A 19,502-nucleotide genomic window follows, 5' to 3' on the forward strand; every position below is an offset into this window, starting at 1 on the left:
TTACCCGCCGAAGAGATCGCTAAAACGCTGTTTGAGTTCTTCTTCCTGCGCCAATGCCTGCTCGGTATCAACCGGCATCAGGGTAATGCTATTGCGCTCGGGGAAACCTTCCGGTGGGGTAACGTCGTTGTGGGCAGGCAGGTAGCCCTGCTGGCTGACCAGCTCCTGGCCCTGCTGGGAAAGCACAAAATCAACAAACTTTTGCGCGGCCTCGACATTCTCTGCGCCCTGCATAATGGCGACCGGCTCAGTCACCGCGCTCACGCCCTCTTCCGGGAACACGAATTCGACCGGCGAGCCTTTGGCGGCTTCACGGATCGGCAGGAAGTCCACCACGATACCGTAGGGCTTGGTACCCGCGGCCACGGCGTTAAAGACGCCACCGTTCCCACCCTGGGCTTCGGTGCGGTTTTCATGAAGCGCTTCGTAATACGCCATGCCAAGGTCAGGGTTGGCAGTGATCGCCGCCATATGGATCAGTGCCGCGCCGGAGTAAAGCGGACTAGGCATGGTGACCAACCCTTCGTAGTCAGGCCCCAGCAGGTCTTGCCAGCTTTGCGGCTGATGCTCGGCGCCGGTGTTATAGACAATCCCGGTGGTGATCAGCTTGGTGCCGTAGTAGTAGCCTTCTGGGTCATACAGGTCAGCGTCATAGGCTTGGCGCTCATCGCTTAGGTAAGGCTGTAAATGGCCCTCCTGCTTGAGTGATTCCATGGTCATGCTGTCGGCAATCAGCAGTACGTCGGGATTGCTCACCCCGGCTGAAAGCTCCGAGCGCAGCCGGGTCATCAAGCGTGTGGTACCGTCGCGTACCCACTCCACTTCAATGTCGGGATAGGCCGCTTCAAAGGCGTCAACAGTCTGTTGGGCATCGCTATTGGGCTGACTGGTGTAGAGCGTTAGCGTTTCGTTCGCCGCTACCTGAGCCGAAAGGGAAAAGCTGGCTACCGCGACAGCAGCAGTAAGGGCAGATGTCGGAATAGATAACAGGGGGCGCTTCAACATGGGTAAACCTCCAGTGAGTGAACCCCACCTAAGCTACTGTCATCTGCTTACAACAAAGTGACACTATGCTTTCGTTCAACATTTTATGGCTTTCGTTTGCCGCACTTTTTGCTTTCGTTGTGCTGAGAGGGGCTATGCGCCAGTTCGAACGTCGACAACAGCTGTTACAGCGAATCCACTCACAAGGGCGCCAATCGGTAGACAGCCTGGCAGGCGAGTTTGGGGTTTCTGTGCAAACCCTGCGTGGGGATATTCGCCACCTAGCTGATAAGGGCTTGGTGCTGCGCCGCCAAGGTGAGGTGCTGCCGTTTCCCGAGCAGGAAAACATCGGCTACGACCAGCGTCAGATCGTTAACGTGGCGGGTAAACGGCAGATTGCGGCGCGGGCAGCGAGCTTGGTACAGGATCATCAAGCACTGTTCTTAGGCACGGGCACCACGGTTGAGCAGTTGGCCGATGCGCTGAGTGATAAGCAAGGTCTGCATATCATGACCAATAACCTGCATGCGCTGATTAAGCTGTGCCAGTTGAAGTGTGAGCTAGTGGTGGCGGGTGGGCGAGTGCGTCGTCGTGACCAGGACGTGATTGGCGGCGATGCCTGGCGTTTTTTTCAACGCTACCGTGCAGATGTGGGGATTGTGTCGGTGGGGGGAATGGATAGCTATGGCCAGCTTTATGACTACAACGATGACGAAGTGATGGCCCGTGAGGCGCTGTTGGCCCATGCCGGTTATCGCGTGTTAGTACTGGATAAAACCAAGTTCGACCTGCCACTACGCTGCGCCGCGGGTCAACTGGGTGATTATGATGCCGTAGTGACCGATGTGCCGCTGCCAGACAAACTTCGCAGCCCCTTGGCTGCCCAAGGCGTTCGGTTTTTAGGCTAACAATGAGTAGTCCAGCTTACTGCTATGCTTAAAGATCAATGTTGAACAGTTGTTTTTGAAAAAAGGGAGGTAGGAGACCATGGCAGGTGGATGGGCAAAAGATGGCGCCGAACAAGAGCAGATGGAAAGCACACTAGAGGATGCGGTGCAGCGTGCGCGTAGCCAGTTGCCCCGCGGCGAAAGTCTTGAGGTTTGCGACGAGTGTGGCGATCCTATTCCTGAACCGCGCCGTAAAGCGATTCCAGGCGTTCGGCTGTGTGTGGTGTGTCAGGGTGAACTGGACAAAAAGCAGTCGGCCTTTAGTGGCTACAATCGTCGTGGCAGTAAAGATAGCCAACTGCGTTGAACGGACTTGGGCGTCTAAGCGTCCTGGTCGGTGTCCGGCAACTGCTTAAAATAGACATAGCGGTGAAGACGAATCGCTGGGCGCATCAGCAGTTGAATGCTCCCTATCACAAACAGCCACACGCCGACAGTTTGCACCGCACCCTGGTAAAAAAAGCAGACACTGCCGATCGTAAACCAAATGCCCAGCATAAAGTCGTTGATCATGCTAAGCACCTCATAGCGCTGGTGCACAACGAGTTCGCGATGCCCAATGATGAAAGTCCAGTCGTTAGTCACCGGATCCTGTTGGCGTTGCATCATTAGTCTCCTGGTTGAATGTTTAATTAATGAAAATTGGAATGAGTTTCGTTTAACATGTGTACCAATATTCATTTTAACTAAACGTTATTGTGGCACACTATTGTCGTACTCAAAGGTAGTATTAGGCTTCTGGTGTTCATTAATGATGCATGAAAGCCACAAGTAACCGGATGAGGCATTGAGGGCGAGTAATGATCAATGACACGCTGCTGACAGCGGTGGAAGATGAGTTGCGTAGAGGGCCTTGGCGGTTACGTTTTGCTGATGAAGTGGAAGCAAGGTTTGAAGAAGATACTCAGCACCAACGTAGCCGTAGCATGGTCGTGGCTGGGTTGATATCGGCGATCATCTACTGCTTGTTTTTGATCAACGACCACAGTTTTCGACCGGATACTTTCACCACGGCACTGACGTTAAGGGTGGGGGTAATGCTGCCTTTTGGTCTGCCAATTCTGTGGTGGGTTTACCGTGGCGTGTCTCCAGCCCAACGTGAAACGTTAATGGCGAGCACGGTGATTGTTGCTACGGTGATTTCATGTTTGATCTTTGCAGAATCCACCGTTCCTTACTCTTACTTGGATGTTTTCTCTTTCGGCCTTATTTTGCTGGTGGGTAATATTGTTTACTCACTACGGTTTAACTATGCCTGTGTGTCATCTGCCATTTGCATATTTATAATACTGCTTTTTGTTCTATCTTATGACCCCATGCCGCCAGAGGCGAAGCGGCTAGCGATATTTACTATTATCGCTCAGGCGCTGTTTACGTTAGTGGCCAACTATCGCTTCGAACAGAGTGAGCGAACCTCCTATTTGCATGTACTGAAAGAAAAGATCCGCGCTGGCTATTACTTAAAAGATAACCAGGAACTGTCGCGCATGTCGGTGACCGATCCTTTAACCAATCTTGCCAACCGGCGCCAGTTCGATACGGTTTTTCCTGTGCGCTGGCAGGAGGCTACCGATAAAGGCCTTTGTTTAGGGCTGGTGGTAATCGATATCGATCATTTCAAAGCTTACAACGACTATTATGGGCATCCTCAGGGTGACGAGTGTTTGCGTCAAGTCGCTACTGCCATGCAGGCCAATAGCCGTGATGCCGATTTAGTGGTGCGTTTTGGTGGTGAAGAGTTTGTAGTGCTAATAGCCAATGCATCGCCTGAGGCGGCAAAACCGGCGGCCGAGCGTATTCGGCACAATGTGGAGGCTTTGGAAATTCCTAATCACGGTGTCTCGGCGCAAAGCGTTGTTACCGTTAGCGTTGGTGTTGCAGTACTCTACCCGAAAGTTAGCCTTGCCCCAGCCGAACTATTATCCCAGGCAGATGAAGCGCTTTATGAAGCCAAGAGGCAAGGCCGCAACCGTGTATGGGTGGCTAGTGCGATTGATTCATCATCTGGCGATAGCGCTATTGATGGCTTAAGCGTATCGGCCTAATAGCGGAGGTTAACGGGCCAACAGGCCCTAGCCAAACACGTAAACGTTTGTGAGGAGAGAACTGTGGAGATTGATCAACATTACCGCGCGCTAAGCGTTGACACTCTATCCCAGCGGCTTGGTGATGTTGAGGCGGTAGTTAGACGCGTGGGCGGAGAACCCGCGAGCTGGAACATTCGCGAGGTGGGTGACGGCAACCTTAACCTAGTGTTTATCGTCTCCGGTAACGTGGGCAGTGTAGTGGTTAAGCAGGCGCTTCCCTATGTACGTATGGTCGGCGAGAGTTGGCCGCTGCCAGTCTATCGCGCCCACTTTGAGTACTACGCCTTGGTGCGTCAGGCTAAGCGTGCACCGGGCATCGCCCCTGAAGTCTACTACTTCGACAAGCCCCAGGCGCTGTTTGTGATGGAGTATCTGCACCCCCACACTATCTTGCGCCGTAAGTTGATCAACGGTGAGCGCGTCGCTCAACTTGGCGAAACCATTGGCAAATTTTGCGCCCGCACGGCGTTTCGTGGCTCAGAGCTTTCGCTGAGTAGCCCAGAGAAAAAGGCGGACGTGGGGCTGTTTTCCGGTAATGTGGCGATTCCTGCCATCACCGAGTCACTGGTATTTACCGACCCTTATTACGGCGCTGAAATGAATCACCACACCCCGGAGCTTTCACCGGTGGTGGATGAATTGCGCCGCAACGCGCGTTTAAAGGCCAAAGTGCAGCGGCTGTTGATGAAGTTCACCGCAAACACCGAAACCATGCTGCACGGTGATCTGCACGCCGGCTCGATTATGGCCACTGATACCGACGTGCGGGTCATTGACCCCGAGTTTTCTCAGTACGGGCCGATGGCTTTTGACCTGGGTATGGCGGTGGCCAACTTTCTGATGGCCTACTTCAGCCAGCCTGCTCACCGACAAGAAGGTGAGCTTGATGAGTATCAGGCGTGGATTCTTGATGTGATCGAGGCGTGCTTTAGCCACTTTGATGCCGAGTTCCGCCACCTGTGGCAAACCGAGCGGACGGGCATTCTATTTCCCAAATCGCTGTTTGAAGAGCAGGGCAATAGCGCCGACGACGCCTGTGATGCGCTACTGGAAGAGATTCGCCTGGATGCGCTGGCCTACTGCGGCATCGAAATGCACCGCCGGGTTTTATCGCTGGCCCACAACGCCGATTTCGAAGAGATTGAAGACACCGCGCTGCGCGCCAAGCTTGAAGCGCGCAATGTGCTGATGGGCCAAACGCTGATTATGGAGCCGGAAGCCTATAGTGACCTTACCGCGCTGGCGGATTTAGCCAGGGCGTATAACCAGCAAGAGGTGCTGTAAACGCCTGCCCCGTAGCGCGGCGTAACGAATCTCGCGAGGGACGAGCGTATTAGGCACCCGCGACGGCGGCGCCAGCCGCCTGGATGATGCCACCGGGCGTCATCCGGCCTGGGGGCATCTTCGGCAACGCTCGCGGGTTGCTTCGCGGGTGCGCTGGCGCTACAGCTGCTTGCCATCTTTCACCTTACGATTTACCCCTCACTCCTCACCATTTACAACTGATCCAAGCGATCAAATTTCCCGGCGATATCGCTTTCAGTCCAGTGGGGCACCCAGCCTTCCACATTATCGAAGAAGCGCAGCGCGGTGAACTCTGGCGCTGGGCCCATATCGAACCAATGGGGCGTGTTGGCGGGTACGCTGATCAGGTCATTGCGGGTACACAGTACCTGATACACCTTGTCATCGATGTGCAGACAAAATAGCCCTTGTCCTTTGACGAAGAAACGTACTTCATCTTCGTGGTGGCGATGTTCGTTCAAGAACTTCTGGCGCATGGCGTCTTTGTCTGGGTGCGTGGGCACCATATGCAGCACATCGACAGTTTGATAGCCGCCCATGGCTTTGACGCGGTCGATGTCGTCTTTATAGAGCGCCAAAACATCTTCCTGGGTGGCGTCGTCGGTAATCTCGCCCGGCGCTGCCCAGCGCTCAAACAGCACGCCCACCTTGTTTAGCTCAGTGGTAATCTGCTCGCCGTCGGTGGTGTCGATCAGGGCATCATTCGGGTTCTGATCAGCAAATACTTTCAGTTGCGACATCGTAGGGTCTCCTAAAGCGCAATTTCATCAAAGCGAGTAACGCAAGCATGGGTGTTGCCAGGCTGGGTGCCTTCGCGCACCAACTGCAGGGTTTGCATGCCTGCCTTTTTGGCGGCGTCCAGTTCTTCGACCACGTCAGACAAGAACAGCACCGCTGCCGGCGACAGGTCAAGCTCGGCGACAATGCGATGGTAAGCGGCAGCCTCGCGCTTATGGCCAATATGGGTATCAAAGTAGCCGCTAAATAGCGGGGTTAGGTCGCCTGCATCGCTATAACCAAACAGCAACTTCTGCGCCTGCACCGAGCCGGACGAGTAGACGTACAGCGCTTTGCCCGCGTCTTTCCACTGGCGCAGTGCCGGTGCTACATCGCTATATAGATGGCCTTTAAAGTCGCCGCGCTGGTAGCCATCGGCCCACACCATACCTTGCAGTGCTTTTAGCGGAGTCACTTTTTGGTCGGTCTCGATCCAGTGCAGCAACTGGTCGATCACTGCCTCAAGTGGGGTGTTAGGGGCGTCCATTTCGCTGCGTACGGCATCAATTTGCTCGGCAACTGCAGGTGTGTCTGCATTCGCACGTAGAAAGTCGGGCAACTTGGCGTGGGCGTAGGGAAACAGCACCTTATGGACGAAGTTAATATCCGTGGTGGTGCCTTCAATATCGGTCACAATGGCGCGAACAGTTGGGTTACTCATGTAGACCACCGACTCTCTTCAAGCACACAGGCAAGTAAAAATTCAATCGCTTCCAGGTGACGGCGGCAACTGGCGATGCTATCGCCCACGGCATATATGCCGTGCCCTGCGACCAAAAAGCCCCAGGGCATCGGCCAGCCGCTGCGTACGTGCTCGGCCAGTTCTTCCATATCCTGGGCGTTGGGCACCACTGGTAACGTAATGGTAGCGTCGTGGGTAACGTTGCCTGCTAGCGCCTTTTGCATCTCAAAGCCGCTTAGCTCGATGCCCTGGGGGAAGCGACGCGAGAGTACCGTGCTGGCTACCGTATGGGTATGCAACACGCAGTTAATGGTACTGTCCAAGCGGTAGAGCACGGCATGCAGGTCACTCTCTGCGCTAGGCTTGCCGCTACCTTCAAGCACCTTTCCATCAAGGTCGCACAACAACAGGTCATCGGCGTGAATGCGGGTTTTATCCCGGCCAGAAGCGGTGACAAGATAGCCCGCCTCGGTACGGGCGGAAAAATTACCGCCGGTGGCTGGCGTCCAGCCTTGCTGCGCCGCCCATGAAATGGCGGCCAGCAGTTCAGTTTGTAGCGTCATCATAGGATCTGCGTCGCCTCTTCTAATGGCAGCCATTCTATATGATAAGCTTCGCGCCTGATAAGCCGCGCCGTTGTTCTGCTACTCTGTTCCGCTACTCAAGTGCTCAAGGAGTCCATCAATGCCCCACTTACAGTCACGCAGTTTACGGGTCTATGCCGACCACCTTGAGTATTTGGATCAAACCCAACTGCCCCAGACGGAGCAGTGGGTGCGCTGTGGCTCGCCAGAAGAGTGGCAGGTAGCGGTGAACAGCTTAGCGATTCGCGGTGCGCCGCTGATTGGTTTGAGCGCCGCCTTTGTGCTGGCCCAATACGCTGCTCGCCACCCACAAAGTGATTGGCAGTTGGTAAGTGATCGCTTACGCGCCACGCGTCCCACGGCGGTTAACTTAATGTACTGCCTGGATGCCATGGAAGCCTGCTTTGAGCAAGGCGCCAACGCTCTGGCAGAGCGCGCCTCCGCGCTGTTTGCAGAAGACCGTGCTCTGTGCCAACAGATGGCCGAACGGGGCGCTGACTTATTACAATCGGGCGACCGTGTGCTCACCCACTGCAACACCGGCGCGCTAGCGACCGCTGGCGTGGGCACAGCTATTGGCGCGCTGGCGGTGGCCAAACAGCGCGGTGTTGAGCTGCATGTGTTTGTGGATGAAACTCGCCCGCTGCTGCAAGGTGGCCGCTTAACCGCCTGGGAAATGGCCGACCTGGGTATTCCCTACCAGTTAATTACCGATAGCATGGCTGCCAGCCTGATGTCAGCGGGCAAGGTAGATAAAGTGATGGTGGGCGCTGACCGTATCTGTGCCAACGGCGACTTCGCCAATAAAGTGGGTACTTACATGCTGGCGGTGATCGCTCACTACCACCAGGTGCCGTTCTATGTGGTGGCTCCCTACACCACGGTTGATCCCGCTTGTGCCACTGGTGCGGACATTCCTATTGAACAGCGCGACCCCGCCGAGATCCGCGGCGTCACTGGTGCCTTTGGTGAGATTATCTGGGCACCCGACAACGCCCCGGTATGGAATCCGGCCTTTGACGTCACTCCTGCCAAACTCGTGACGGCTTGGGTATTGGATACCGGCGTATTTGATGCCGCTGCGATCGCACGCGGCGAACACTGCCTGGGGCGGGGCGAAAGTTAATCGCTAACCTAATAGCGTTAGCTCATAGACATGGCGGATGCGCAGCCCATCCCAGTCATACCCGAGATGGCGGCCTTGCCGTGTGGCGGAGAGCACGGGGGGACGAAGCACCGCGGCACATTCGCCTCCCGGGTCTCGAACGCTGGGGTAAACAATGCCGTCGGTTTGTTCCTCCCAGGCTTTTCTACCCAAGGTTTGCCCGGCCGCCCAGCTATCCGGTCTGAGAAGCGTTTGGGCCGCATCCTGTCGGCGTAAATCAATTAGTTGGCCCGTTAAATCCGACAGATAAACACGCTGCTGAAGCATCATGGACGGTTCGTTTGACTCCCCCATAAAGCGCTCTGCGTGGTAAACGGTTTCGGCAATGGCGGTAGCTTCGGTGAGTGCGCAGTAGTAGGCGCCAAAGGTGCCATCGCTAAAACGCGAACCGGTCGCGGGGAGGTGGCAGAAGGCCGCCATGACGGGCGTCCAGCCGGGGCCGTAGCGACGGTCGTCATCACGAACTAAGTGAATAGCTCCCGCTTCCTCACGCAGCCTTGCAGAGGTTTCACCCTCCAGCTCATTGAGTAAGTCCCAGTCATCAGCGTTGCTGTTGATGCCTTCGAATAAATCAATGGGAGGAAAGCGCGAGGGAATAACCCGGTAGCTGGGACGCCAAGTGACATTGCTCAACGGGAATGTCACGCATGCCCCCCACCACGCGCGGCATCTAAATGTTGGCGAACAACGTAAAGGTCGGAGACGTGTCCATTTAACAGACGCTCCATGGGTGCATGACCGGCAAAAAGAGGGTTGCGGTTGGCTCGCTGCAACCAACTGTTAGCCGCTTCTTTGTTAGGTAATAGTATATGCAGTGCTTTATAGATGCCGAGAATCAACGACATCCGCTCGAGGTGGTTAGCATCCAGGCGGGCATTCCCTGGTGCCTGCTTCCAACGCCGGTAGGTGGAATCAGGCACCCCGAGCAGAAGAGCAGCTTCACTCTCTTTCAAACCCCATGCGTGTGAAATGTTGGGGTAGGTGCGCATCGCAGCGGCCCCCATTTCGCGGCGCTTGTCGGCTGTGTTGTGCTGAATAGCCATCTATTTTCCTCCTCACTTATGTATAGATTACTCCAAGTGAGCGATTTTTGAAAATATCGACCATTTGAGCGTTTTTTAATTCTCTGGCGCGCTGGTTTAGCTGCTTTGCTCGGTTTCCTGATGCGCCAGAATGACGTCCAGAAAGCCCTCGCCGTAATCCGCCAGCTTGCGCGCGCCGATGCCGGAGATCGCGCCTAGTGCCGCTACGTTTTGGGGGTTCTGCTCGACCATTTCAGCCAGGGTGGCGTCGTGGAAGATCACATAGGCAGGCACGCCCTGTGCTTCGGCCAGTTCCCGGCGGTGCTGACGCAGGGCTTCCCACAGCAGGCCGTGGCCCTGTGGTGCAGAGGCTCCTTTGCTTCCCCTTCTGGTGGTTTTGGCTTTGCTTGGTTTGCGCAAAGTTAAAGCCTGCTCGCCGCGCAGGATCGGCTTGGCATTGGCAGTGAGCTTGATGCCGCCATGCCCCTCCATATCCACGCTTAAAAAGCCGCTAGCAATCAGTTGGCGAAAGAGCGCCTTCCATTCGCTGGCGGTGAGGTCTTTGCCTATGCCATAGGTGCTGAGGCGGTCGTGGCCAAAGCGGGTGATGCGCTCGTTGCTTTTGCCTAGCAGTACATCCACAAGGTAGGTCACGCCGAAGCGCTGCTCGGTGCGGTAGACACAGGAGAGCGCCTTTTGCGCCGCCACGGTGGCCTCCCAGGTATCGGGTGGGGACAGGCAGTTATCGCAGTTGCCGCAGGGTGCGTCCAGATGATCGCCAAAGTAGTGCAAAAGCGCCTGGCGGCGGCAACTGATGATTTCACACAGCCCCAGCATGGCGTCGAGTTTCTGCTGTTCGATACGCTTTTGATGGTCGGCGGCGCTGGAGTCCTGCTGCATCTGGCGCAGCGTGATCACGTCCTGTAGCCCGTAGGCCATCCAGGCATCGGCGGGCAGGCCGTCGCGCCCGGCACGGCCGGTCTCCTGGTAGTAGGCTTCGATGCTCTTGGGCAGGTTAAGGTGGGCCACAAAACGCACGTCCGGCTTGTCGATGCCCATGCCAAAGGCGATGGTGGCCACAACGACCACGCCATCTTCACGCAGAAAGCGGGTCTGGTGGTGCTGGCGCTGCTCGGGGGGAAGCCCCGCGTGGTAGGGCAGTGCAGTCAGCCCCTGGCGTTCCAGCCAGACGGCGGTCTCCTCCACCTTGCGCCGGGAAAGGCAGTAGACGATACCCGCCTCGCCCTCGTGGTGCTCGCGAATAAAGCGCAGCAGCTGTTCCTTGGCGTTGCCCTGATTTTCGGCGATATGGTAGCGAATGTTGGGCCGGTCAAAGCCGCTGTTGTAAAGCGCCGCTTCCTGGAGCTGCAGATGCTCCATGATATCGACTCGGGTGGGCACATCGGCAGTGGCGGTCAGGGCGATGCGCGGAACCTGGGGAAAGCGCTGGTGAAGCTGGGAGAGCTGGCGATACTCGGGGCGAAAATCGTGGCCCCACTGTGAGACGCAGTGGGCTTCATCAATGGCGAACAGCGCAATCCGGGTCTGCTCCAGCAGCATCTGCATACGCGCCGTGGCCAGCCGCTCGGGCGCGACATACAAAAGATCCAGCTCCCCTGCTCGCAGGCGATTCTCCACCTCGACTGCCTCGTGATAATCGAGGCTGGAATTCAGGTAAGCCGCCCTGACCCCGTTCTGCTCGAGTGCCGCCACCTGATCCTGCATCAGCGCGATCAGCGGCGAGACCACAATCGCGGTGCCTTCGCGCAGCAGTGCAGGGATCTGATAGCACAGCGACTTGCCTCCGCCGGTGGGCATCAGCACCAGCGCATCGCCTCCGGCCATTACATGCTCAATAATAGCCTGCTGCGGGCCGCGAAAGCTGTCGTAGCCAAATACCTCCTGCAATACTTTGAGGGCTGCCGGGTGAGGGTCGCCGTGCATCAATGCTCTCCTTGTCTCGTGCTTGAGGGAGAATTGTCGCACGAAAAACCTGAGGGGCGTCTGCCTAGCGAATCCCCGCCCGTAAAAATGACTGAACGAACTGGCGCTGGAACAGCAGGAAGGCGACCAGCAGCGGGGCGATACTGAGTAGTGTTGCGGCGCTAACGGTGGCCCAGTTAACGCCAGTTTCCGGGGCAGAGAAAACCCCAAGGCCGACCGTTAACGGGCGGCTCTCTACCGAATTGGTGACCACTAACGGCCAGATAAAGTTGTTCCAGTGGTGGCTAATCGAGACCAGCCCGTAAGCAAGGTAGGTGGGCTTGGCTAGCGGTACGTACACCTTCCACAAAATTTCCAGCCAGTTGCAGCCTTCGATGCGGGCGGCGTCTTCCAGCTCCCTTGGGATGGTTTTAAAGGTTTGACGGAGCAGAAAAATACCCAGGGCGCTGGCCACGTAAGGTAAGCCAATCCCGGTGATGGTGTTGATCAGCCCCAGCTCACTGGCGATGCGGTAGTTCTCGACAATCAGCACTTCGGGAAACACAAAAAGCTGAATCAGCACCAGCATAAATAAAACGTTCTTACCGGGAATTGGAAAGCGCGCAAAGGCAAACGCCGCCAGGGTACAGACTACAAACTGACCGATCACCACCCCCGTCACCAACGCAAAGGTGTTCAAGTAGTAGCGGGCAAAGGGCGCTTGAGACCAGGCGTTAGTGAAGTTCTCCAGCGTCAGCGGGGCGAAGAGCTCAAAGTTCACCATAAACTCGCTGGGGTGGAAGGCGGCCCAAAAGGCATACAGCAGCGGAAAAATCCAAATAATCGCCAGTAGCCACGCGGCCACTGTTTCCAGCGCTGGAATTGAGACGCAGCGGGAGCGGGGCGCATAGGTAGTGGACGTATTCATTGATAGTGCGTCCTGCGATCTAAAATCGTGAACTTAAGCGTGGCCACTACCGCGAGTACCAGCAGGATAACCACAGTAATGGTGGCTGCCGTGGTGCGGTCAAAGAACGAGAACGCATTCTCGTAAACGTAGTAGAGCAGCAGGTTGGTGGCGTTGTTGGGCCCGCCCTTGGTCAAGATAAATAGGTGATCCACGACCCGCACCGAGTTAATCAGCGCATTGATGAGCACAAATAACGTGGTGGGCATGAGTAGCGGAAAGGTGACGCGCCAAAAGAAGCTCCAGCGGCTAGTGCCTTCTAAGTCAGCTGCCTCTTTTAACTCGGGTGGCATGCTCTGTAGCGCCGCTAAGTAGAAGATCATAAAAAAGCCGGCTTCTTTCCACACCGACATCACGATCACCGAACTTAGTGCAACGCTTGGATCGCCCAGCCAGTTCACTCCAGAAAAGCCCAGCATGCCGAGTAGTTTATTGAATAGGCCAATCTGCGGCGCGTAGAAAAACATCCAGATATTGGCCGCGGCGATCATGGGGAGAATAGTCGGCGTAAAGTAGGCCATGCGCACAAAGCACCGCCCGCGAAGCTTGCCATTAACGAATAGCGCCATACCCAAGGCCAGCGCGATAGACGTAGGAATCGTACCGACGGCGTAAATTAAGTTGTTACGCGCTACTTTCCAAAATGTCGGGTCATCGAACAACACCTGATAATTTTCAAGGCCTACGAATTCAGTGGGCGCACCGCGAAAGCCGGGTAAAAACAGGCTATTAATGACTGTTGTTACGGTCGGTAAATAAGCAAAAGTCGTCAGCAGTACCGCAGCGGGAAGCAGCAGAAGCGCGCCATAGAGCTGCATTTTGCGGTGGTTGGTGAATGACATAGAGACGTACCGCAAGTTGGAAAAGCCGGGGCATGCCCCGGCGAACAATGAAATGTCTAGCGATTAGCGGGCGTAGCGGCGCAACACGCTGTCGGCTTCTTGCTGTGCCTGGCTAAGCGCTTCTTGCGGCGTCATCTGACCGGTTAGTGCGGCTTGCACGGCGTTATCCAAGGCGCGGCGAATGCGGCCACCCTGATAGGTGGAAAGCTCCGCCGTGCCATGTTCAAGCTGGTCGCGAGCGACCGCGGCGGGTGGGAATTCTTCCACATAGCCTTGTAGCGCGTCGGTTTCGTAGGCGGCGGGGCTAACGCCCATGTAGCCGGTCTCAATCGACCAGGCAGCGGCACGCTCGGGGGCGGTCATCCAGCGAATGAAGGTCATCGCCGCGCGCTGTTCTTCTTCAGTGGCGTCTTCAAAAATGTAGAAGTTGCCGCCGCCGGTGGGGCTACCGCGCTGGGTTTTCATCGGCAGCATGGCGACGCCAAAATCAAAATTGGCTTCGCTACGTACGGCGGTCAGGTTGCCCGTGGTGTGCCACATCATCGCCGTAGACTCTTCCAGGAAGTTCTGGCGCAGGGTGCCCCACTCAATGGTGCCGTCGGGCATGGCATTGTGCTCGGTGGCCAGTGATACCCAGTACTCCAGCGCTTCAACCGCTGCGGGGTCGTCGAAGTAGACCTCGGTGCCATCTTCGCTCATTAGCCGGTGGCCGTTCTGAAAGGCAAAGGCCTGGAACATCCAGTAGGGGTAGCCAGTCGACGGCACCATCACGCCCCACTGCTCGCCGTTGGAGGCTTCGCGCACGGTCGCCGCCATCTCGGCCATCTCTTCCCAGTTTTCCGGGGGTGTTTCTGGGTCTAGGCCGGCGGCTTCAAAGGCGTCCTTGTTCCAGAACAGTACGATGGTGGAGCGCTGGAAGGGAATACCGTAGGTTTTGCCATCCAGTTGGCCATTTTCCATCAGCCCTGGATAGAAGCCATCGAGCCATTCGCGCTCTTCATCGGTTTCTACCAGGTCGTCAAAGGCGACGATGGCGTTCTGCTCAATCAGCTCATACAGATCGATGGAGAACATGACCGACAGTTGGGGCGTTTCACCCGCTTCCATCGCCGACATGGCGCGCACGCGGGTGTCGTCGTAGTTACCGGCGTAGATCGCTTCCACATTAATATCTGGGTATTCGCTCTCAAACTCTTCCACCAGATTATCAACGACATCGGTGAGCGCACCGCCCACCGCGACCGGGTAGTACATGGTCAGATCGACGCTATCCGCGTTTACCTGGGCGGCGCTTAATAAGCCCGCTGCCAGGGCGGTCATTGCAAAAGGGGTACGCAAACGCATAAGAGACTCCGCAAGTGTCAATACTGCTGTCAGTGTTGGAAAGAGCCCACCGCCGGTGGACGAGGAATGCTTCGAGATGAGCTGGGTAATGGGGTCGGCGTCAGGTCATCCCGCCGCAGGCCTTCGGCATCGAAAAGGTGTGTATTCTGTGAAGTCCAATAGAGGCTGCATGGCTGGCCTGTCAGTGCCTGCTTGCCGCTAAGCCGCACGCGTAGGGTGTGCGATCCCACCGCGACATAAGCAATGGTGTCCGCTCCCAGATACTCTTCACTTAATACGTTAGCGGGTACGCCGGAACCGGGTGCGATTCGCAGTTCGATATCTTCCGGGCGGATGCCCAAGTGTCCACCAACGGCATCCAAGGGGGCTACGGGGGTACTTGGTTCGCCTTCGATAACGGCGCCATTCTCACCGGCCACTAGGGGCAGCAGGTTCATGGCGGGGCTGCCAATGAAACTGGCGGCAAAAGCGCTAGCGGGGCGGTTATAGAGCTCGTCTGGGGTGCCGTCCTGCACGATTTTGCCGTGCTGCATCAGAATCACACGATCACCCATGCTCATGGCTTCCACCTGATCGTGGGTAACGTAGATAACCGTCATATTCAGGCGGCTCTGTAATGCTTTTATTTCCCGGCGCATGTCGCTGCGCAGCCGGGCGTCCAGGTTGGATAGCGGTTCATCCATTAGGCAGATCGGGTGTTCGGAAATAACCGAGCGCGCCAAAGCAACCCGCTGGCGTTGGCCGCCGGAAAGCTGGGCAGGTTTGCGGTTCAGATAATCGGTTAAATCAACCAGTTCGGCCACTTTGGCTAGCCGCTCGCGCTGCTCGGCTTTGGGTACCTTGCGGCTGCGCAGGCCAAACACGATATTGTCAGCCACACTTAAATGCGGAAACAGCGCGTAGGACTGAAACACCATGCTCAGCCCACGGTCGCCGGGCGGCAGGCGTGTGACGTCGCGCTCGCCGATATGAATACGTCCGTTGCTGGCCTCTTCCAGGCCCGCGATCATGCGTAACGTGGTGGATTTACCGCAGCCTGAGGGGCCCAGCAGAATGACAAATTGCCCAGGCGTGACATCGAAGGAGATTTCATCGACGGCAGTGGTCGCGCCCCAACGTTTAGTGACGCGTTCCAGGCGAATACGCGATTGGTTTGACATAGCACACACATCACCGGCTGTTGGTTGTTATTGGTTCAGCTTGTGTTGAAGGTGTTGCCGTTTCATGACACTTACATGGATGGTTTATGACAGACGCTGTGTCAAGCAGAAAATCACTTGGCGCTTAACTGCAGTAATCGTCATGCTGATCCTCGATTAAACGAAGCGCTGCCTGCCACGCCAAATGAGTGATCTCTTTCTCATCTTCCGAATCGAACTGGGCTGCAGTGTGTCGCTTAACCTCTTCGCTAGGTATATGGAGTGCTCGTCCACCGGATAAGGCCTGAACCTGGGCCTGACAGGCGCGCTCCAAAAAATATATTTCCATAAAGGCCTCTGCAACACTCTCGCCGGCTGCCAGTAGACCATGATTGCGTAGAATCATTGCCTTATGTGGCCCCAGATCTACCACGAGGCGCTGCCGTTCAGCAGTATCCAGAGCAACGCCCTCATACTCATGGTAGGCCAGCTTACCGTGGAATTTCATCGCATGTTGGGTGAGTGGTAGCAATCCCTCTTGCAGGGCCGACACGGCCATTCCTGCCGCTGTGTGCGTGTGGATTACACAATCTAGTTCGGGGCGGGCAGCATGGATGGCAGAGTGGATCACGAATCCCGCCGCATTGACTCGTCCTTGTGGGTTGAGGGTGTCCACTACCTTGCCGTCATGGTCGATGCGTACGAGATCGGATGCACGCATTAGATCGAAGGGGATGCCATAGTGGTTGATCAGGAAATGCTCGGGGGTATCAGGATGGCGTAATGTCAGGTGCGTATCGATCAGGTCGGTCATGCGGTAATAGGCAAGCAGTCGATAAAGTGCCGCCAGTTCGCAGCGTGCTTGCCACTCATTGTTACTAATGTGCTGTCGAACGTTTAGCGGTATGTTATTCATGAAAATCCTTTCGAGTCATTAATGCCGCTGTGCGGCGCGCCAGCCTTGTATGGCCATACGCAGAAACAGCAGCGTCAAGGTCAAGATAATTAGCAGGGTAGAAATGGCCCCTACTACTGGGTCGACATTGTCCCGTAACCCGCTCCATATTTGACGAGGCAGGGTAATAACCTCCCAACTGGTGATGAACAGCGTTACGGCAATCTCTTCCCAGGAGAGAATGAAACAGAGCAGAAAAGTCGTCAGCATGGAGAGGCGCAGGTTAGGGAGCAACACCATCCAGGTGGTTTGCCACAGGCCAGCCCCCAAGTTGCGCGCCGCGAGTTCAATCCGTCGATCAACCCTACTGATGGCGACCAACATGTTAATGACGCCGAAAGGAACGATCAGCAGCGTATGGGCGAGAATCACTCCGGGTAGAGAATCATACCCAAGGCCGGGGGCGATGCGCGAAACATTGGTAGTCATAAAGTAGAGCACCATAGCCGATACGACTGGGGGGACGATCAGCGGCAACATGCAGAGTCCGATCAGCCAGCGTGTCCACTTGTTATTGCGGTACCAAACAGCGATGACAAAAGCGGTAGATAGCAGGGTGGCCAGCAAAGCAGCTGAGATAGCAACGATAGCGCTATTCATGATGCTGCCGATCCACTCCGATGAGTGGAACAGTGTAATGTAATGGCGTAGTGACCAGTCGCCCTCGGGCATCGACAGATAGCGCTTGCCGGTGAATGACACGGGTATCACTGCCGCAAGGGGGAGCATTAAAAACCCCATAGTGATAAGCGCTAGGAGCTTGGCGAGCCAGCCGACCCGATAGATATTCATAATGTTCTCCTCAACCGACTAGTCGCTCGACCCGCGAAAACCGCATAAGTAGCCACACCAATCCGGATACCAGTACCAGCATCAGTACGCACAAGGCGGCTCCAATTCCCCAGTTGTAGGTCTGAAACATCTGCAAGAAAACGTATTCCGCCGCCATCAATGTGCTACCACCACCAAGAATGGCGGGAATAATGAAAAAGCCCAGGCAGAATACAAAGACCATAATGAAAGCACCTAGCAGCCCGGGCAGGGTTTGAGGCAGGAACACCGAAATGAATACCCGCAAACGTGAGGCGCCTAGACCGCGGGCGGCCAATAGCACTCGGTCATCAATCTGGCGCATCGAAGAGAGGAGTGGAAAGAAGGCAAAAGGCACCATGAAATGAACCATGGCAATGATTACTCCAAGAGTATTGCGGGTGAGCGCTAGTGGAGAGTCAATTAGCCCCAGATCCTGCAACCAACTATTTACTAATCCATTATTTCGCAGTGCTACGAGCCAGCCGAAAGTACGTACTAGTACCGATATAAAAAAAGGCAGGAAAATGCACAGCTCTACCCAGCGTTGCCATCGGGATGAGCTGTAAAGCCAGCAGTAGGCCATCAAAAAGGCCAGCAGTAGTGCACAGACCCCTACAATGGCGCACAGATGGAGAGTGCGCCATAGCACGGCGTGTATTGAAGGGTCGTTCGCCAGGCGTGCATAGTTATCTACTCCTAGCTCCGGCAGCGTCACGCTCCAGGTGACGATGCCGGCAAAGGGGATCACATAGCAAAGCAGCAGTAGAATCGGCAGTGGCCACAACAACAGACGGTACTGCCAACGTTCGGGAAGGCGGGTAATCATATTTGCATGCCCTCACATAAAGTCAGGCACCAGTGCGTGACAGAAACTGGTCTAGTACGCTGCCGTAGTGATCGGCGTACCACTCAATGTCGAGCTTGAATTGGCGAGCAAGATTATCGACTGAACCACAGTTTAGTTCGATGAGTTCCTCGGGAATCAATGCCTCAGCAGCTGGGTTTGATGGGCCGTTACCTAGCAACTTGAGTAGCTCAATCTGACCTTCCGGTTCCAGTGCATGATTGATAAAGCGCATGGCGGGTTCTGAACCTGCTGGATTGTCGCCAAGGACTGCCCAACTGCTGGGAGTGACACAGGCATTATCATAGTGCCAGCCCACCCTGCCCTCCGTATCGCGTTCAAGCACAATGGCACGGGTATTCCATATCTGTCCGATGCTGACTTCTCCATCGAGGAACAACTGCTGGCTTTCCGCGCCGGAGCCCCAATAAGCTAGAATGTGAGGGCGCAGCTCATCAATCTTGTCGAGTGCTCTTGCTACGTCGAGAGGGTAGAGATCCTCGACAGCGACACCATCGGCCAGCAGGGCAGCTTCGAGAACGCCATTCATCCATTTGTACATGGTGCGCTTACCGGGGAAACGCTCAACATCCCAAAAGTCTGCCCAGGTTTGTGGGGCTGAATCGAAACGCTCCTTGTCCCAGGCGATAACATAGCTGTACAGGTAGCCCGCCACACCGAACTCTGTGGCAAACTCTTCATTCACTTTGCTTCGTTCAATGGTATTGAAGTCTAGTGGCCGCATCAGTCCTTCACGGCCCAGGGTCAAGGAAGTAAACGGCTCAGCATCTACCACGTCCCAACTGGGGCGGCCTGAGGCTAGCTGGGCACGGATCGCCCCTTCTGTAGGGCCGCTGCCATCAATGCGCACCGGAATGCCGGTTTCGCGGGTAAAACTATCGGTCCAGGCTTGCCGATATGCATCGATAGCATCGCCGCCCCAGTTGACGATAATAACTGGGCGATCCTGTGCCCAGCCAATACCACTGCGCATGGCAAGCGGTAATGCCGCTAGCATACCCGCCGCCTTAAGAAAGCTACGGCGGTCGATTTGACCACGACGCGCCTTTTCGACAAGAAGCTCAATACAGTCCTGTTGATGTGTCCGATGCATGATGATTA

21 protein-coding genes are annotated in these 19,502 nt (G+C 55.8%); 5 read left to right on the forward strand and 16 right to left on the reverse strand.

The window, feature by feature from the left end; genetic code table 11:
* Positions 1-1,005 carry an ABC transporter substrate-binding protein gene (locus HZU72_RS01665; RefSeq protein WP_180089979.1) on the reverse strand — a complete coding sequence of 335 codons (1,005 nt, stop codon included), beginning with the start codon at positions 1,003-1,005 and terminating at the stop codon, positions 1-3.
* A gap of 134 nt (positions 1,006-1,139) precedes the next feature.
* Between HZU72_RS01665 and HZU72_RS01670 the strand changes: the two genes are divergently transcribed.
* Together HZU72_RS01670 and HZU72_RS01675 are read left to right on the forward strand one after the other, a co-directional pair.
* Positions 1,140-1,892, forward strand: a complete 753-nt coding sequence (locus tag HZU72_RS01670) for a DeoR/GlpR family DNA-binding transcription regulator (RefSeq protein ID WP_235975908.1) — start codon at positions 1,140-1,142, stop codon at positions 1,890-1,892.
* Between the two features lie 79 nt (positions 1,893-1,971).
* A complete protein-coding gene (locus HZU72_RS01675; protein WP_180089983.1) occupies positions 1,972-2,238 on the forward strand; it encodes a DksA/TraR family C4-type zinc finger protein in 267 nt (88 codons plus the stop codon).
* A gap of 14 nt (positions 2,239-2,252) precedes the next feature.
* Here the strand turns inward: HZU72_RS01675 and HZU72_RS01680 are convergent, their stop codons facing one another.
* Positions 2,253-2,537: a YrhK family protein gene (locus HZU72_RS01680; RefSeq protein ID WP_180089985.1), complete on the reverse strand. Its 285-nt coding sequence runs from the start codon at positions 2,535-2,537 to the stop codon at positions 2,253-2,255.
* Positions 2,538-2,731: 194 nt separating this feature from the next.
* Here HZU72_RS01680 and HZU72_RS01685 point away from each other — a divergent pair, with 194 nt between their 5' ends.
* Both HZU72_RS01685 and mtnK read left to right on the forward strand, forming a co-directional pair.
* On the forward strand, positions 2,732-3,976 hold the full coding sequence (locus HZU72_RS01685; protein WP_180089987.1) for a GGDEF domain-containing protein: 1,245 nt from the start codon (positions 2,732-2,734) through the stop codon (positions 3,974-3,976).
* Positions 3,977-4,039: 63 nt separating this feature from the next.
* Positions 4,040-5,302, forward strand: coding sequence for an S-methyl-5-thioribose kinase (gene mtnK, locus HZU72_RS01690; protein WP_180089989.1), 1,263 nt, complete (start codon positions 4,040-4,042; stop codon positions 5,300-5,302).
* 212 nt (positions 5,303-5,514) lie between these two features.
* Here the strand turns inward: mtnK and HZU72_RS01695 are convergent, their stop codons facing one another.
* The 3 genes from HZU72_RS01695 to mtnB are packed head-to-tail and all read right to left on the reverse strand — an operon-like array spanning position 5,515 to position 7,348.
* A complete protein-coding gene (locus HZU72_RS01695) occupies positions 5,515-6,063 on the reverse strand; it encodes a 1,2-dihydroxy-3-keto-5-methylthiopentene dioxygenase (RefSeq protein ID WP_180089992.1) in 549 nt (182 codons plus the stop codon).
* 11 nt (positions 6,064-6,074) lie between these two features.
* Positions 6,075-6,761 (reverse strand): acireductone synthase, encoded by a 687-nt coding sequence (gene mtnC, locus HZU72_RS01700; protein ID WP_180089994.1) that lies wholly within the window; start codon positions 6,759-6,761, stop codon positions 6,075-6,077.
* Positions 6,758-7,348: a methylthioribulose 1-phosphate dehydratase gene (mtnB, locus tag HZU72_RS01705; protein WP_180089996.1), complete on the reverse strand. Its 591-nt coding sequence runs from the start codon at positions 7,346-7,348 to the stop codon at positions 6,758-6,760. The genes mtnC and mtnB overlap by 4 nt, the downstream gene beginning before the upstream one ends.
* Positions 7,349-7,466: 118 nt before the next feature.
* Between mtnB and mtnA the strand changes: the two genes are divergently transcribed.
* On the forward strand, positions 7,467-8,492 hold the full coding sequence (mtnA, locus tag HZU72_RS01710; RefSeq protein WP_180089998.1) for an S-methyl-5-thioribose-1-phosphate isomerase: 1,026 nt from the start codon (positions 7,467-7,469) through the stop codon (positions 8,490-8,492).
* 3 nt (positions 8,493-8,495) lie between these two features.
* Here the strand turns inward: mtnA and HZU72_RS01715 are convergent, their stop codons facing one another.
* The 11 genes from HZU72_RS01715 to HZU72_RS01765 form a co-directional block, all read right to left on the reverse strand.
* Positions 8,496-9,176, reverse strand: a complete 681-nt coding sequence (locus HZU72_RS01715; protein ID WP_180090000.1) for an RES family NAD+ phosphorylase — start codon at positions 9,174-9,176, stop codon at positions 8,496-8,498.
* Positions 9,173-9,574, reverse strand: coding sequence for an MbcA/ParS/Xre antitoxin family protein (locus HZU72_RS01720; RefSeq protein ID WP_180090003.1), 402 nt, complete (start codon positions 9,572-9,574; stop codon positions 9,173-9,175). Before HZU72_RS01720 ends, HZU72_RS01715 begins: the two co-directional genes overlap by 4 nt.
* Positions 9,575-9,670: 96 nt before the next feature.
* A complete protein-coding gene (recQ, locus tag HZU72_RS01725) occupies positions 9,671-11,497 on the reverse strand; it encodes a DNA helicase RecQ (RefSeq protein WP_180090005.1) in 1,827 nt (608 codons plus the stop codon).
* A 64-nt stretch (positions 11,498-11,561) separates the two neighbouring features.
* On the reverse strand, positions 11,562-12,404 hold the full coding sequence (locus tag HZU72_RS01730) for a carbohydrate ABC transporter permease (protein ID WP_180090007.1): 843 nt from the start codon (positions 12,402-12,404) through the stop codon (positions 11,562-11,564).
* The gene (locus tag HZU72_RS01735) at positions 12,401-13,285 is read right to left on the reverse strand and encodes a carbohydrate ABC transporter permease (RefSeq protein ID WP_180090009.1); all 885 of its coding nucleotides are present in this window, start codon (positions 13,283-13,285) and stop codon (positions 12,401-12,403) included. The genes HZU72_RS01730 and HZU72_RS01735 overlap by 4 nt, the downstream gene beginning before the upstream one ends.
* 63 nt (positions 13,286-13,348) lie before the next feature.
* Positions 13,349-14,629, reverse strand: coding sequence for an ABC transporter substrate-binding protein (locus HZU72_RS01740; RefSeq protein WP_180090011.1), 1,281 nt, complete (start codon positions 14,627-14,629; stop codon positions 13,349-13,351).
* 29 nt (positions 14,630-14,658) lie between these two features.
* The gene (locus HZU72_RS01745; RefSeq protein WP_180090013.1) at positions 14,659-15,789 is read right to left on the reverse strand and encodes an ABC transporter ATP-binding protein; all 1,131 of its coding nucleotides are present in this window, start codon (positions 15,787-15,789) and stop codon (positions 14,659-14,661) included.
* A 124-nt stretch (positions 15,790-15,913) separates the two neighbouring features.
* Entirely contained in the window at positions 15,914-16,684 is a 771-nt protein-coding gene (locus HZU72_RS01750) for a class II aldolase/adducin family protein (protein ID WP_180090015.1), read from the reverse strand.
* 18 nt (positions 16,685-16,702) lie between these two features.
* Positions 16,703-17,515, reverse strand: a complete 813-nt coding sequence (locus tag HZU72_RS01755; RefSeq protein ID WP_180090017.1) for an ABC transporter permease — start codon at positions 17,513-17,515, stop codon at positions 16,703-16,705.
* A gap of 10 nt (positions 17,516-17,525) precedes the next feature.
* Positions 17,526-18,362 carry an ABC transporter permease gene (locus HZU72_RS01760; RefSeq protein ID WP_180090019.1) on the reverse strand — a complete coding sequence of 279 codons (837 nt, stop codon included), beginning with the start codon at positions 18,360-18,362 and terminating at the stop codon, positions 17,526-17,528.
* Between the two features lie 22 nt (positions 18,363-18,384).
* Positions 18,385-19,494 (reverse strand): ABC transporter substrate-binding protein, encoded by a 1,110-nt coding sequence (locus tag HZU72_RS01765; RefSeq protein WP_180090021.1) that lies wholly within the window; start codon positions 19,492-19,494, stop codon positions 18,385-18,387.
* Positions 19,495-19,502 lie beyond the last annotated feature (8 nt).

This window comes from Vreelandella sedimenti, from assembly GCF_013416325.1.
Classification (GTDB): Bacteria; Pseudomonadota; Gammaproteobacteria; order Pseudomonadales; family Halomonadaceae; genus Vreelandella; species Vreelandella sedimenti.